At 59.4% G+C, this 12,476-nt stretch carries 13 protein-coding genes; 6 read left to right on the top strand and 7 right to left on the bottom strand.

Going from position 1 to position 12,476, the window contains the following annotated elements; all coding sequences use genetic code 11:
• Positions 1 to 378: 378 nt before the first annotated feature.
• From D1646_RS02145 to D1646_RS02135, 3 genes are read right to left on the bottom strand one after another with little or no spacing between them, the layout of a single operon-like run.
• Complete coding sequence (locus D1646_RS02145; RefSeq protein WP_160634855.1) at positions 379 to 828, bottom strand: hypothetical protein; 450 nt, start codon at positions 826 to 828, stop codon at positions 379 to 381.
• A 10-nt stretch (positions 829 to 838) separates the two neighbouring features.
• Positions 839 to 1,210 (bottom strand): hypothetical protein, encoded by a 372-nt coding sequence (locus tag D1646_RS02140; RefSeq protein WP_160634854.1) that lies wholly within the window; start codon positions 1,208 to 1,210, stop codon positions 839 to 841.
• A gap of 12 nt (positions 1,211 to 1,222) precedes the next feature.
• Positions 1,223 to 1,582 (bottom strand): PadR family transcriptional regulator, encoded by a 360-nt coding sequence (locus tag D1646_RS02135; protein ID WP_160634853.1) that lies wholly within the window; start codon positions 1,580 to 1,582, stop codon positions 1,223 to 1,225.
• A 148-nt stretch (positions 1,583 to 1,730) separates the two neighbouring features.
• Here D1646_RS02135 and D1646_RS02130 point away from each other — a divergent pair, with 148 nt between their 5' ends.
• Together D1646_RS02130 and D1646_RS02125 are read left to right on the top strand one after the other, a co-directional pair.
• Positions 1,731 to 2,204: a hypothetical protein gene (locus D1646_RS02130; RefSeq protein WP_160634852.1), complete on the top strand. Its 474-nt coding sequence runs from the start codon at positions 1,731 to 1,733 to the stop codon at positions 2,202 to 2,204.
• A 62-nt stretch (positions 2,205 to 2,266) separates the two neighbouring features.
• Positions 2,267 to 3,184 (top strand): hypothetical protein, encoded by a 918-nt coding sequence (locus D1646_RS02125; RefSeq protein WP_160634851.1) that lies wholly within the window; start codon positions 2,267 to 2,269, stop codon positions 3,182 to 3,184.
• Positions 3,185 to 3,277: 93 nt separating this feature from the next.
• Here the strand turns inward: D1646_RS02125 and D1646_RS02120 are convergent, their stop codons facing one another.
• Positions 3,278 to 3,874, bottom strand: a complete 597-nt coding sequence (locus D1646_RS02120) for a DNA-3-methyladenine glycosylase (RefSeq protein WP_160634850.1) — start codon at positions 3,872 to 3,874, stop codon at positions 3,278 to 3,280.
• 160 nt (positions 3,875 to 4,034) lie between these two features.
• Between D1646_RS02120 and D1646_RS02115 the strand changes: the two genes are divergently transcribed.
• The gene (locus D1646_RS02115; RefSeq protein WP_160634849.1) at positions 4,035 to 4,916 is read left to right on the top strand and encodes an EamA family transporter; all 882 of its coding nucleotides are present in this window, start codon (positions 4,035 to 4,037) and stop codon (positions 4,914 to 4,916) included.
• Positions 4,917 to 4,988: 72 nt separating this feature from the next.
• On the top strand, positions 4,989 to 5,573 hold the full coding sequence (locus tag D1646_RS02110; protein ID WP_160634848.1) for a hydrolase: 585 nt from the start codon (positions 4,989 to 4,991) through the stop codon (positions 5,571 to 5,573).
• Positions 5,574 to 5,622: 49 nt separating this feature from the next.
• Here the strand turns inward: D1646_RS02110 and D1646_RS02105 are convergent, their stop codons facing one another.
• The 3 genes from D1646_RS02105 to D1646_RS02095 all read right to left on the bottom strand — a co-directional run bounded on the left by D1646_RS02105 (position 5,623) and on the right by D1646_RS02095 (position 9,446).
• Entirely contained in the window at positions 5,623 to 6,138 is a 516-nt protein-coding gene (locus D1646_RS02105; protein WP_160634847.1) for a QueT transporter family protein, read from the bottom strand.
• 497 nt (positions 6,139 to 6,635) lie between these two features.
• Positions 6,636 to 8,132: a UDP-glucose--hexose-1-phosphate uridylyltransferase gene (galT, locus tag D1646_RS02100; RefSeq protein ID WP_160634846.1), complete on the bottom strand. Its 1,497-nt coding sequence runs from the start codon at positions 8,130 to 8,132 to the stop codon at positions 6,636 to 6,638.
• Positions 8,133 to 8,144: 12 nt separating this feature from the next.
• Complete coding sequence (locus D1646_RS02095) at positions 8,145 to 9,446, bottom strand: galactokinase family protein (RefSeq protein WP_160634845.1); 1,302 nt, start codon at positions 9,444 to 9,446, stop codon at positions 8,145 to 8,147.
• A gap of 268 nt (positions 9,447 to 9,714) precedes the next feature.
• On the opposite strand from D1646_RS02095, the gene D1646_RS02090 reads away from it, so the two are divergent.
• A complete protein-coding gene (locus tag D1646_RS02090; protein WP_160634844.1) occupies positions 9,715 to 10,779 on the top strand; it encodes a galactose ABC transporter substrate-binding protein in 1,065 nt (354 codons plus the stop codon).
• Between the two features lie 186 nt (positions 10,780 to 10,965).
• Positions 10,966 to 12,474, top strand: coding sequence for a sugar ABC transporter ATP-binding protein (locus tag D1646_RS02085; protein WP_160634843.1), 1,509 nt, complete (start codon positions 10,966 to 10,968; stop codon positions 12,472 to 12,474).
• The last annotated feature ends 2 nt before the right edge of the window (positions 12,475 to 12,476 follow it).

The following is a 12,476-nucleotide window of genomic DNA, read 5'->3' as shown; positions in this document are numbered from 1 at the left end:
GCGGGGGATTGTCTTAGGACGACTGCTTCTATTTCAGATTTCAAGTAGAAGCAGTGCCAGCAGGTCAATCCCCACCGGCTTCGCCTCCGCCCCTTTTCAAAGGGGCCAGACCGCCTACGGGCGGGACGAGGGATGAGCCCTGCGAAGCAGGGCCAAACAAGCGGCGAAGCCGCTTGCCCCCTTTGGAAAGGGGGTGCCTGAGCGAAGCGAAGGCGGGGGATTGTCTTAAGAAATCTGCTTCTATTTGAACTTTCAATGTAGAATCAGTGCCAGCAGGTCAATCCCCACCGGCTTCGCCGGAGCCCCTTTTCAAAGGGGCCAGGCCGCCTGCGGGTGGGACGAGCGGGAGAGGAGAGCCTACAAATGACCCTGATGTGTTCAGCTGATTTGGCCTGTAGGAGAACAGGTGAGGGGAGTCCTGACGGAAATATTTCCATTGTGTGAATGTGCCAATGTGGCAGTAAGAGTGGCGGTCCCGCCGGACTTAGTAATTTTCTCGTTGCTATAAGTCCAACCATCGTAAGTAGTGTGGGAACCACTGGCACTAATAACCCAGGCAGTCTTTCCGTCGTACCCAAAGGTGGCAGACAAGGTAACTTCACCAACCACCTTTCCATTATATTTATATTCTTCAACGACATGAGCGCTCTTTGTATTACTGCGGGCGATAGAACTGCACACAGTCACAGTCCTGTTCACCTCTACCGCACCATCATCAGTTTGAATCGTCTCGGTCTCCAGAACGGTTCCTTGAGCTGCATTAGCAGGAAAAATCATAGCACATACAAAAAGTGCCAACATAATCAAGTACACAAATCTTTTTCTCATGATTAACACCTCAATCATCAACGTAAATAGTTCTAGTAACTTCCACTGGTAATGATCTGCTCCACAAATCGTAGACCCAAATGCCCAAATACAAAATAACAGCCGCCATCAAGACAATCAATCCCCTCCGAAGGAACTTCTTCCTCTTGTGGTAGCGTTCCAGTACCTCCGGATCCAGCGTCTCCAGAAAGCCCTGGGCCAACTCCCGGGGGTCGCCCAGGTAGTCCGCCACATCCTCAACACCGGCGTTCGGCTTCTCCTGAACAAAGTCCTCCGCCATCTGCCGGGTCCGTCTGAGAAATGGCCTGCGGAGTGCCCTGGGGCAGTCCAGAAAACCGTTCAGACGGTGAAAATAACTGGTCATTGCTTCACTGTTTGCCATTTCGAATACCTCCTATTCCAGCTCCAACACCCGGGCCAGCGCCGCCGCATACTGCTTATAGGCCCTAATCAGTTCCTCCAGATAGACGATCCCCGCCTCGGTAATGGCGAAGTAGATGCGGGTGCGGTTATCCTCGCTCATCACCTTGCTGCGCTCCTGGACATAGCCCTTCTCCTCCAGCCGGTAGATGGACAGGTACAGGGTATTGAAGACGATTGCCCCGCCGCTGCGCTCTTCAATCTCGTTCATCAGCTCATAGGTGTACATGGACCTCTGACGCAGAAGATGGAGGATCATCATCTCCGTAGTAGCCTTTTTCATGGAGGTCTGCATATTGGTGGGGCCCGTAGGGATGATTCTTTTCTTTGCCATAATGCTCCTCTCACCTCCCTAATTATTATAACACCATTATAAGGAGGATTATTTTCATGTCAAGCATTATTTTTATTAACAAGTATGCTCTTCTGTGATATAGTATCCTTACGAGGGGCCCCTCAGAAAAAATAAGGAGGAATTACTGATGAAAAAAACCCGCAAATTGAGCAGGCTGTGTCTGTCTCTGCTGCTGTGCTTCGCCATGCTGGGCTGTACCGCTTTTGCGGCGGGTACGGGGCAGGAACTCTGCCGGATTGGAGACACCTATATCACTGGCGGCGCGCCATCCGCACTGGCGGCAAAGGCCAATCCCAGCGGACCCTATACTATTTTCTTCGGGTGGAAAGAGGTTGCTGAGTTCCGCAGCGTCCCGGGAGCTGGCAAGACACTGGGAGTTACTATTAACAACATCGGAGATTCTGATATTATGACCTATGCCACATTGGTGGTTGACAATGTCAGGGCAAATACGGAAACCATAACAATCAAAGCTGGCAGCAATTATACTTTCTATGCGCACACTGACGGTGACAGTTTAAATTGCAGTGTTATCATTAACGCCAAAACCACGTTTGTAAACGAAGTTGGAACTATCACCCTAACCCCAAACCAGTTTTGAGTATCACCTATTAACATCGCCGCCAAACCCCGGAGCGCGGGACTAAGAAAGGAAGCGGTTACATGAAGAACAAGAAATTTTCCACATTTATCTCCGGCGTTCTGGCCGGGCTCATGCTCATGGCCTGCGGCACGGCGGCCTTTGCGGCGGGCGGCGGCGTGAGTCTTGGCAATCTGGGCCTGTGCATCAATGGAAGGTCCTTCATTCAGCGGGGCGAGGGCATTAAGAATGAGGCTGGTGAAACGATCCCCTCCTCCATCTCTTACGCCACGGAGAATGGAAGTGAAACTCTCTATATGCCCATCCAGACGATTGCCCAACTGCTGGATATTCCCGTTGGCCAGCAGGACGGTGTGGTATACTTGGGATATCAGCCCGTCAAGCCGAGCGATTCTAAACAGACCACCGCCGCCGCTGGCACAGAGGACAGTTCCAATGTTCTGGCCTCTATTAAAGGCGAGAACGGCACCGTGACCATTGCAGGAGGAACAGACGAGCTCAAGAAGGCCAATCCGCTCTACGCGGAAAAGCCCCTGCACCGGGCCGGAGAGACAGCGGGCCGCTACACCGAGACAGAGCCCTACTGGCCTGGAATCCAGCAGTTCATCCGCTATCAAGCGCTGGACAAGAAATTGGCTGGCCGGTTTATGGTCTATGATTGGTACAGCGCCCCCATTGAGGACGAGGGCGGCTATTGCGCACTCTCTGTCACCAACACCTCTGACGTTCCTCTGATTCTGAACATCACCGTTTGCTCCACCATCACAGAAGATTCCTTCCCCCTTACCATTGTCCCCGCCGGAGAGACAGTTGTACGGACCTTCCACGCCGAGGAGTACACCGGCGCTTTGCATCAGCCTGATCTGCTCATTTGGCTGCAACAGGATACCTCCAACGGCAGTCTTGCAACAGATATCAGCGCCACTGTCAGCATGGTTACCTACGACCCGAATCAGGACGGACTGGCCGATATCTCCTAATCAACAAAACACAAAAAATAACCGCTCCCAGTAGGGGGCGGTTTTTGCAGACCTCCCTGTGCTGAGCCAGGGAGATTTTTTATCTGAGGGCGGTCACAGGTAGAAGCGCCAGGGGAAATCCACCGCCTCCTCCGCGTAGTCGATGCCGATGCGCCTGCCCGTCCTCACGGCGGCGGGGTCGGGCGGCGCTCCGGGGCACAGCCAGAGCTCCCCCGCGCCGTCGGTCAGGTCCAGGCCGTTCTGCGCCCGGGTCAGAGCCAGCCCCTGGCACAGCTTCCCCGGCCCGTTGAGGAAATTTTTCCGCTGGTAGGGGGTCATCTCTTTTTCCTTGCATCTGAAGCGGTTTTTTGCTATAATATCCCCGTTTTCCACCGGGACCGCCCCCCGGATGAGGACGGCGGCGGGCTCCCCCTCCTCCTCGGTGACGAAGTTGAGGCAGTGGTACATCCCGTAGATCAGGTAGATATAGGCCGTCCCGGGCCGGGCGAAGAGGGTCTCGGTGCGGGGGGTGCGCCGGTAGCCGTAGGCGTGGCAGGCCTTGTCCAGCCGTCCGATGTAGGCCTCCGTCTCGGTGATCCGGCAGCGCAGCAGGGTCCCGTCCTCCAGCCTCCGGACGATTTCCCGCCCCAGCAGGTCCCGGGCCGCCTCCAGGGTGTCCCGAGCGTAAAACTCCCGCGTCAGAATGTCCATATGCGTCCTCCTTTTGTGCTGTCGCCGGCCCCTGTGCCCTCGCCGGGCGGGCCTTCTTTTCTTTGTAAAGAAAAGAAGCAAAAGAAACTTTTCCCTGTGCTCCGAACGATTGGGAGCACAATGACTATCATAGCCCATTTGGGGAAGGGAGACAAGGGCCATGACCAAGGCTTATTTGAAAATTATTGCCGCCGCCGGGCTGTGGGGATGCATCGGCGTCTTTTTGAAGCTGCTCACCGCCGCCGGACTCACCTCCATGCAGGGGGTCGCCCTGCGCGCCCTGGCGGGGGCCATTGGCTACGGCCTCTTCCTCTTTTTCCGGGACTCCTCCGCCCTGCGCATCGCCCCCCGGGATTGGTACTACTTCTTTGGCACCGGGGTCTGCTCTCTGCTCTTCTTCAACTGGTGCTACTTCAACGCCATAACCCTCAGTTCCATGTCGGTGGCGGCAGTGCTGCTGTACACCGCTCCCGTCTTCGTGACCCTCATGTCCGCCCTGCTTTTTCAGGAGACCATCACACCGGTGAAGCTCTTCGCTCTGGCCCTCACCTTCGCGGGCTGCGCACTGGTGACCGGGCTGTTCCCCCTGGGGCGGGAGTCCATCTCGGTCAGGACAATACTCTTTGGACTGGGGTCCGGCTTTGGCTACGCCCTGTATTCCATTTTCAGCAAGTTTGCCCTGAAAAAATACACCCCATCCACCATCACCTTCTACACCATCCTGTTCTGCGCCCTCTTCTCTCTGCCCCTGTCGGGACTCCAAAACAGTCTGGCCGCCCTGGGAGACTGGCGGGCCTGGGCGGGGGCGCTGGGGGTTGGACTGCTGTGCTGCGCCCTGCCCTACCACCTGTACACCGCCGGCCTGGAGGAGGCGGAGCCGGGCCGGGCCGCCATCCTGGCTACCCTGGAGCCCCTGGTGGCCGCCGGGCTGGGGATCCTCCTCTTCCAGGAGGAGGTGACCCCCTTCAAGCTGCTGGGGATGGGGGCCATTCTGGGGGCGGTGCTGCTGCTCAACCTGCCGCCTAAAGGGACTGTCTCCTGAAAACCGCCTCTGGCAATTTCGCCGCCCCTGTGGTACAATGATTTCCATCACTGGAAAGAAGGAGATGACCCAATGTCTTATAAAGAGGAATTTATTGAGATTTTTAAGGCCAATATCACCCGGGAGGGGGCAGACAAGCTGCTGGACTACCTGGAGCACAAAAGCGACTTCTTCACCGCCCCCGCCTCCGCCCGGTACCACGGGGCCCACGACGGCGGCCTGTGTGAGCACAGTCTGAACGTGTACCACTGCCTGGTGGACTACCTCCAGCGGGAGCGGGTGCAGGAGCTGTACGGCCTGGACTACACCGCCGAGTCTGTCGCCATTGTGGCCCTGTGTCACGACCTGTGCAAAATCGGCTGCTACAAAAAGGGCTTCCGCAACGTGAAGAACGACGCCACCGGCCAGTGGGAGAAGGTCCCCAGCTACACCTTCGACGACCCCCTGCCCTACGGCCACGGCGAGAAGAGCGTGTACATCACCAACGGCTTCATCCGTCTGACCCGAGAGGAGGCAATGGCCATCCGCTGGCACATGGGCTTCTCCGGTCCGGAGGACAACCGCACCGTGGGCCAGGCCCTTCAGAAATACCCGCTGGCCTTTGCCCTGGCCACCGCCGATATGGAGGCGTCCTACTTCCTGGAGGGGGAGGACTGACCCGCCGCCAACAAAAAGACCGCCTGGAACGATCCGGGCGGTCTTTGTGTTACATATGGACCAGGCGGCTCTGCTGCATATAGGGCCGCAGAACGGGAGCCTTGGGCAGAACGGCCAGCAGCAGTTCCCCCAGAAGGAAGCAGGCGATCAGCTCCCCCAGCCCCACGGTGAAGGCGTTAAAGGCGTAGGCCGGGAGGAAGCCGGGGCCAAAGCCCGTTTCAAACCAGGCGATCTCCGCCCCTACGATCACCGCGTTGCACACCACCGGCGGCAGCGCGGCCAGCCAGCGGTTGGGCATACGCTGGGTCAGCAGACAGGCCAGCAGAGTGGCCAGCGACCCGCATAGAATGTCCAGCGGATAGGGGGAAAACAGGTTGGCGATGATACAGCCCACAAACAGTCCCGGCGTGGCGGCGGGGAACAGAAAGGGCAGCACCGTCATGGCCTCGGCTACCCGCAGCTGTACGCCGCTGTACTGGGGGATGGGCAGCGCCACCGTCAGCACGGCATATACCGCCGCCAACAGCGCCGCCAGGGTCAGGTCCCGAATGGTAAATCTGTGCATAAAAAAACCTCCATTTTTTGTTTAGAGAACGGCAAATTGCGCCGAACGAACACAGAATCCCCCCTCGCAGCGGGTGGGACGCTTCTGTGCTTGGACGAGATGGTATAAACTCGTCAATCGGTATTTTATCACAGCTGCGGCGGTTTGTCCACCTGTAATTTTAAAAACACTTCAATTCGTAAAGTAGAGAAAAATTGTAGGACGGGCCGGGGCAGTTCCACCTTGTGATGCCGCAGGAGCGCACAAGCGAAGCGAGGGCGGGGAAGTGTCTTAGGAAAGCTGCTTCTATTTCAGATTTCAAGTAGAAGCAGTGCCTGCAAGTCAATCCCCACCGGCTTCGCCTCCGCCCCTTTTCAAAGGGGCCAGACCCTGCTGGCGCAGGGCCATAAAGCGGCAGGCTAGGGTCGTCCCACCCCACAAAAGATACTTTACGAATTAAATTTTAAAAACAGCGTCAGCAGCCCCGCCCCCTTTGGACAAGAGGGCGGGGCGGTTTCTTACAGACTGTTCAGGAAGCGGAGGAAGGCCTCTTCGCCCTGGGGGGTGCGCTTGTAGACTCCGGCGTGCTCCAGCACCTGGGCGAACACCAGGCCAGTCTCCTTCTGGACGATATCCAGGGCGTTCTCCCGGGTTATGGCGTAGTTTCCTGCGAAGGACTCCGCCCAATCGGCGTGCTTTGCGGTGAGCTCGCTGGCCCGCAGGTCGCCGCCGCTGGCCAGGCAGTCCGCCACCGCCGCCAGCTCCTCCTTTAGCCGGGCGGGGAGGACGGCCAGTCCCATCACCTCGATGAGGCCGATGTTCTCCTTTTTAATGTGGTGGAGCTCAGCGTGGGGGTGGTAGACCCCCAGGGGGTGCTCAGGGGTTGTAATGTTGTTGCGCAGCACCAGGTCCAGCTCATACTTCTCCCCTCGCCGCCGGGCGATGGGGGTTATGGTGTTGTGGGGTTCGTCCTCCGTCTCCGCGAAGATAAAGGCGGATTCGTCGGTGTAGCCCCGCCAGGCGGCGAGGATCTTGTCCGCCAGGTCGATGAGCCGCTCCGGGTTCTCGGAGGAGATGCGGATGACCGACATGGGCCACTTCACGATGCCGGCGGCAACGTCCTCAAAGCCGGGGAAGGTGAAGGGGGTCTCCACCGGAGCTTTTTCCATAGCGAAGGTGTACCGCCCCCCCTGGAAGTGGTCGTGGGCCAAAATGGAGCCGCCCACAATGGGCAGGTCGGCGTTGGAGCCCACGAAGTAGTGGGGGAACTGGCGCACAAAGTCCAGCAGCTTGGCGAAGCAGGCCCGGTCGATTTTCATGGGGGTGTGGACACGGTTGAAGCAGATGCAGTGCTCGTTGTAGTAGACATAAGGGGAGTACTGCAAAAACCAGGGGGAGCCGTTGATCTCAATGGGGATCACCCGGTGGTTCTGCCGGGCGGGGTGGTTGACCCGGCCGGCGTAGCCCTCATTCTCGGCGCACAGCTGGCACCGGGGGTAGGCGGAGGCGGGGAGGTTTTTTGCCGCCGCAATGGCCTTGGGGTCCTTCTCTGGCTTGGACAGATTGATGGTAATGTCCAGCTCCCCATACTCGGTGGGGGCCTTCCACTGCATATCCCTGGCAATGCGGTCCCGGCGGATGTAGTTGGTGTCCTGGCTGAATTTGTAGTACCAGTCGGTGGCCCGCTTGGGGGACTTCTCATAGAGCTTTTGGAACAGGCCGATGACCAGGGCGGGGCGGGGGATAATGCGGCCCATGATTTCGGTGTCGAACAGGTCCCGGTAGACCACCGAGTTCTCGGTGAGGACCCCACGGGCATAGGCGTCGTCCAGCAGCTCCTCCAGAATAGGGGCCAGCTGGATGTCCGCCGGGTCCCAGGTGCGCTCCGGTTCCGTATAACTGTCCAGTTTTAGCACATCCAGTATTGTGTTGACCGCCCAGATATAGTCGCACTCCTCAATCAGCCCGGCGTACGTGGCGTAGTCTGTCAGCTTGGCAACAGCAATGTCAATCATAGTTCTCCCTCCTTATTCCGCCACCACGCACCCGCCCTGGGGACGGATGTGGAGGACGTGGCATTTGCCCTCGCCGAACAGCTTCTCCATACCAGTTTTAAATACCGTGAGGTACTCCTCCGGCACAAAGGCCTGGATGGTCCCGGCGAAGCCGCCGCCGTGGACCCGGATAGCCCCCATGCCGTCCAGCAGGTACTCGCCCGTGGTCAGAGCCAGGGGGATGGCCTGCTGCCGGGGGTCGTGGATGGACCAGGTGTTTTGCAGCAGGAGGGAGGAGGAGTGCCCGGAGGCGTTGACTAGATTCAAAAAAGCTTCAAAAGTCCCTGCTTTCAAGGCGGCGGCCTCCTGGACAGCCCGGCAGTCGTCACCGTAGAAGTGCATAGCCCGGAGCACCGCCCGGTCGCCGTACTCCTTCCGCAGGGCGGGAATGGCGGCGGAGTACTCCTCCAAGGGGACCTCCCGCAGCACCTTTTTGCCGAAGTGGGCGGCCACTGCCCCCATCTCCCGGGTGATGTCGGCGTAGTCGTCGGTGAGGTCGCCATGGCTGGAGGCGGTGTCCACAATGCACAGCACGTGGCCGGATTTTGTGAAATCGTAATCCACCCGCTCCACCACCGGATTGGCGGGGTCGTTGAAGTCGATAAACACCGCCCCGCCCACCGAGGAGCCCATCTGGTCCATCAGGCCGCAGGGCTTGCCGAAGTAGACGTTTTCGGCGTACTGGCCGATTTTGGCGATGGTCACAGGGTCCAGCGCACCGCCGCAGCAGAAGTGGTTGAAGATATTGCCCACCAGCGTCTCATAGGCGGCGGAGGAGCTGAGGCCGGACCCGGACAGCACAGTGGAGGAGACATAGGCGTCAAAGCCGGCCAGGGGATAGCCCAGCTCACGCACCTTGGCGGCAACCCCCCGCACCAGGGCGGCGGAGGTGTTGGCCTCCTGGGGCTTCACCTCCAGGTCATCCAAACTCACCTCCAGAGCGGGGTAGCCCTCCGACAGGATGCGGACGCTGCCGCCGCCGTTGGGGACGGCGCAGGCCAGCATATCCATGTCCACGCTGCCGCACAGCACGTGGCCGTGCTGGTGGTCGGTGTGATTTCCGCCGATCTCGGTGCGGCCAGGACCGCTGAAGAGGGCTGCGTTGGAGTTCTGGGCAGGGGAGAAGGCGTCCATCAGGGACTGGACCACATGGCAGGCCCGACGGCGGGCTCCGTCCAGGCTTTCCGGTCTGCCGTCCAGGGCGTACAGGGCGGCCAGGGCTTTGTCATGGGCGCCAGCCTGCAGGGCCTCGAGGAGAGAAGTACAAGAGCTCAAAGGAGGTCACCTCTTTCTCAATATTCGGCTGGGGGAGACCGCTCCCGGAACCTTGGGGGACAGCCGCGCTCTAAGTGAGCTGATTATAACATACCAGCCCGCAGCGGGCAAGGGTTTCTGAGCCGCCGGAGAGAAAGAACAAAGTTTTTTCAGGATTCATCCAAGAATTTTCTATCGTTTTTTTTCCGGTCAGCCTCTAAAATGTATGGTGCGGATGAAGCCGGAAGCTCCATCCAAAACCTACTATTATTTTTAGGAGGAACGAAGAATGAAAAAGACACTTGCTCTTGCACTGGCTGTCGTGATGAGTCTGGGCCTGCTGGCCGGCTGCGGCGGCGGCAACAACAGCACCGGCGGCGGCAGCTCTGCGGGCGGCTCCCAGCCCAGCGGCGGCAGCTCCGTGACGGCCAGCATCCCCGATGCGCCGGAAGGCGGCGGCACCGTGGGCGTGTGCATCTACAAGTTCGACGACGCCTTTATGACCACCTACCGCAACGCCCTCACCGAGATCCTGAAGGGCAAGGGCTACCAGGTCACCACCGTGGACGGCAATAACGACCAGTCCAAGCAGAACGAGCAGATCAACACCTTCATCACCCAGGGTGTGGACGCTCTGATTATCAACCCCTGCATGACCTCCGCGGCTGACTCCATCATCGCCACCGTGAAGGCCGCCAACATCCCCACCGTGCTCATCAACCGCGAGCCCACCGCCGATCAGATGGCCGCCTATGACCGCCTGGTCTATGTGGGCTGCGACGCCGCCCAGTCCGGCACCTTCCAGGGCGAGCTGATTCTGGAGACCCCCAATAAGGGCGACATCAACGGCGACGGCAAGGTCTCCTACATCATGATCCAGGGCGACCCCGAGAACATTGACGCTCAGCTGCGTACCGAGTACTCCGTGGGCGCTCTGAAGGACGCCGGCATCGAGGTGGAGCAGCTGGACCTGCAGCGCGGCGACTGGGACCGTGAGAAGGGCCAGACCATCTGCGCCAACGACCTGGCCCAGTTCGGCGACCAGATCGAAGTGGTGTTCTGCAACAACGACGACATGGCCATCGGCGCCCTCCAGTCCATCCAGGCTGCCGGCCGCAAGGTCAATGAGGACATCTACCTGGTGGGCGTGGACGCCCTGGACGCCGCCCTCAACGAGGTTATGAACGGCAACATGACCGGCACCGTCCTCAACGACGCCGTGGGTCAGGCCACCGAGGCGGTCAACCAGATGGAGCTGCTGCTGGGCGGCGCCACCTACTCCGCCGGCAACCAGAGCGTTTACGTGGACTATGTGAAGGTGACTCCCGACAACGCCTCTGAGTTTGTGAAGTAATTATTGCAGACAGGACTGAAACAGGGTGCGTGCGCAGGTGCGCACGCACCCTTCTTGACCCCGTGTCTGTAGGGTGTGACGACCCGGCACGCCGTCCCGGTCCGCCGGAGAAGCGGCGCGGGGGGTCGTCGCGCCCTACACCGGAGCTGTGAGCCGATCTGTTTTAAAGAAGAGGGGGAACGTGAATTGTCAGAATATCGTTTGGAAATGCGTGAGGTGGTCAAGACCTTCCCCGGCGTCAAGGCCCTGAATCACGCCCAGCTCAAGCTTCGCCCCGGCACCGTCCACGCCCTGATGGGGGAGAACGGCGCCGGCAAGTCCACGCTGATGAAGTGTATGTTCGGCATCTATCACATGGACGAGGGCGAAGTGATCTACGAGGGGGAGAAGGTGTCCATCAACGGCCCCCTGGACGCTCTGAACCGGGGCATAGCCATGGTCCACCAGGAGCTCCAGCCCATTCCAGAGCGGTCCATCGGCGAGAACATCTATGTGGGCCGGTACCCGGTCAAGCGGTTCGGGCCCATTACCGTCATCGACCACGACAAGATGTATGAGGACGCCGCTCGGGTCCTGAAGGAGGTCCACCTGAACTACGACCCCAGGGCCAAGCTGGGGACCCTCAGCGTCTCCCAGATGCAGCTGGTGGAGATCGCCAAGGCGGTGTCCGCCGACTGTAAGGTGCTTATCCTGGACGAGCCCACCTCCTCCCTAACCGCCGCCGAGGTGGAGGCCCTGTTCACCATCGTCAATGAGCTGCGGGAAAAGGGCGTGTCCATTGTGTACATCTCCCACAAGATGGACGAGATCCTCCGCATCACCGACGAGGTGACCATCATGCGGGACGGCCAGTATGTGGGCACCTGGAACGCCAAAGAGCTGACCACCGACTTTATCATTACCAAGATGGTGGGCCGGGAGCTCACCGACCTGTACCCCAAGCGGGAGAACGTCCCCGGCGAGGCCGTCTTCCAGGTGGAGGACTTCACCTCCATCAACCCCAAAAGCTTCCGCCACGCCACCTTCTCGGTGCGCAAGGGGGAGATTCTGGGTGTGGCCGGCCTGGTGGGGGCCCAGCGCACCGAGCTGATGGAGGGCCTGTTCGGGCTGCGGTGCCATACCGCCGGGCGTATTGTCTACAAGGGCAAGGAGCTGAACATCAACCAGCCCAAGGACGCCATTGACAACGGTATCGCCCTGCTCACCGAGGACCGCCGGGCCACCGGTATTCTGGGAGTGCTGTCCATTGCGGACAACGTGTCCATCGCCTCTCTGAATCAGTACCTCATTGGCGGTATCATGCTGGATGACGGGAAGATTGAGAAGCTGGTCCAGGACAACGTGGCCAAGCTGTCCATCAAGACCCCCTCCTCCAAGACCCAGATCCAGTCCCTGTCCGGCGGCAACCAGCAGAAGGTGCTCATCAGCCGCTGGCTGGCCAACGACCCGGACGTGTTCATCATGGATGAACCCACCCGAGGCATCGACGTGGGCGCCAAATATGAGATCTACTGCATCATCGCCGAGCTGGCCAAGCAGGGCAAGAGCATCATTATGATCTCCTCCGAAATGAGCGAGCTGATCGGTATGGCCGACCGGATCATGGTCATGTGCGACGGTCGGGTCACCGGCTTTATCGACGGCAAGGACGCCAATCAGGAGAACATTATGGCCCTGGCGACCCAATTTGAGTAAGG

It is taken from the genome of Pseudoflavonifractor sp. 60 (assembly GCF_009911645.1).
In the GTDB taxonomy this organism is placed as follows: Bacteria; Bacillota; Clostridia; order Oscillospirales; family Oscillospiraceae; genus Lawsonibacter.
The sequence above is the reverse complement of the archived record's forward strand: the minus strand, read 5'-3'. Positions and strand labels throughout refer to the sequence as shown.

What these genes read in the sequence shown, in the direction of transcription:
- D1646_RS02120 (WP_160634850.1), bottom strand. Translation starts at nt 3,874, where the DNA reads ATGGACATTCTGACGCGGGAGTTTTACGCTCGGGACACCCTGGAGGCG.
- D1646_RS02135 (WP_160634853.1), bottom strand. Translation starts at nt 1,582, where the DNA reads ATGGCAAAGAAAAGAATCATCCCTACGGGCCCCACCAATATGCAGACC.
- D1646_RS02130 (WP_160634852.1), top strand. Translation starts at nt 1,731, where the DNA reads ATGAAAAAAACCCGCAAATTGAGCAGGCTGTGTCTGTCTCTGCTGCTG.
- D1646_RS02140 (WP_160634854.1), bottom strand. Translation starts at nt 1,210, where the DNA reads ATGGCAAACAGTGAAGCAATGACCAGTTATTTTCACCGTCTGAACGGT.
- D1646_RS02090 (WP_160634844.1), top strand. Translation starts at nt 9,715, where the DNA reads ATGAAAAAGACACTTGCTCTTGCACTGGCTGTCGTGATGAGTCTGGGC.
- galT (WP_160634846.1), bottom strand. Translation starts at nt 8,132, where the DNA reads ATGATTGACATTGCTGTTGCCAAGCTGACAGACTACGCCACGTACGCC.
- D1646_RS02110 (WP_160634848.1), top strand. Translation starts at nt 4,989, where the DNA reads ATGTCTTATAAAGAGGAATTTATTGAGATTTTTAAGGCCAATATCACC.
- D1646_RS02125 (WP_160634851.1), top strand. Translation starts at nt 2,267, where the DNA reads ATGAAGAACAAGAAATTTTCCACATTTATCTCCGGCGTTCTGGCCGGG.
- D1646_RS02105 (WP_160634847.1), bottom strand. Translation starts at nt 6,138, where the DNA reads ATGCACAGATTTACCATTCGGGACCTGACCCTGGCGGCGCTGTTGGCG.
- D1646_RS02145 (WP_160634855.1), bottom strand. Translation starts at nt 828, where the DNA reads ATGAGAAAAAGATTTGTGTACTTGATTATGTTGGCACTTTTTGTATGT.
- D1646_RS02115 (WP_160634849.1), top strand. Translation starts at nt 4,035, where the DNA reads ATGACCAAGGCTTATTTGAAAATTATTGCCGCCGCCGGGCTGTGGGGA.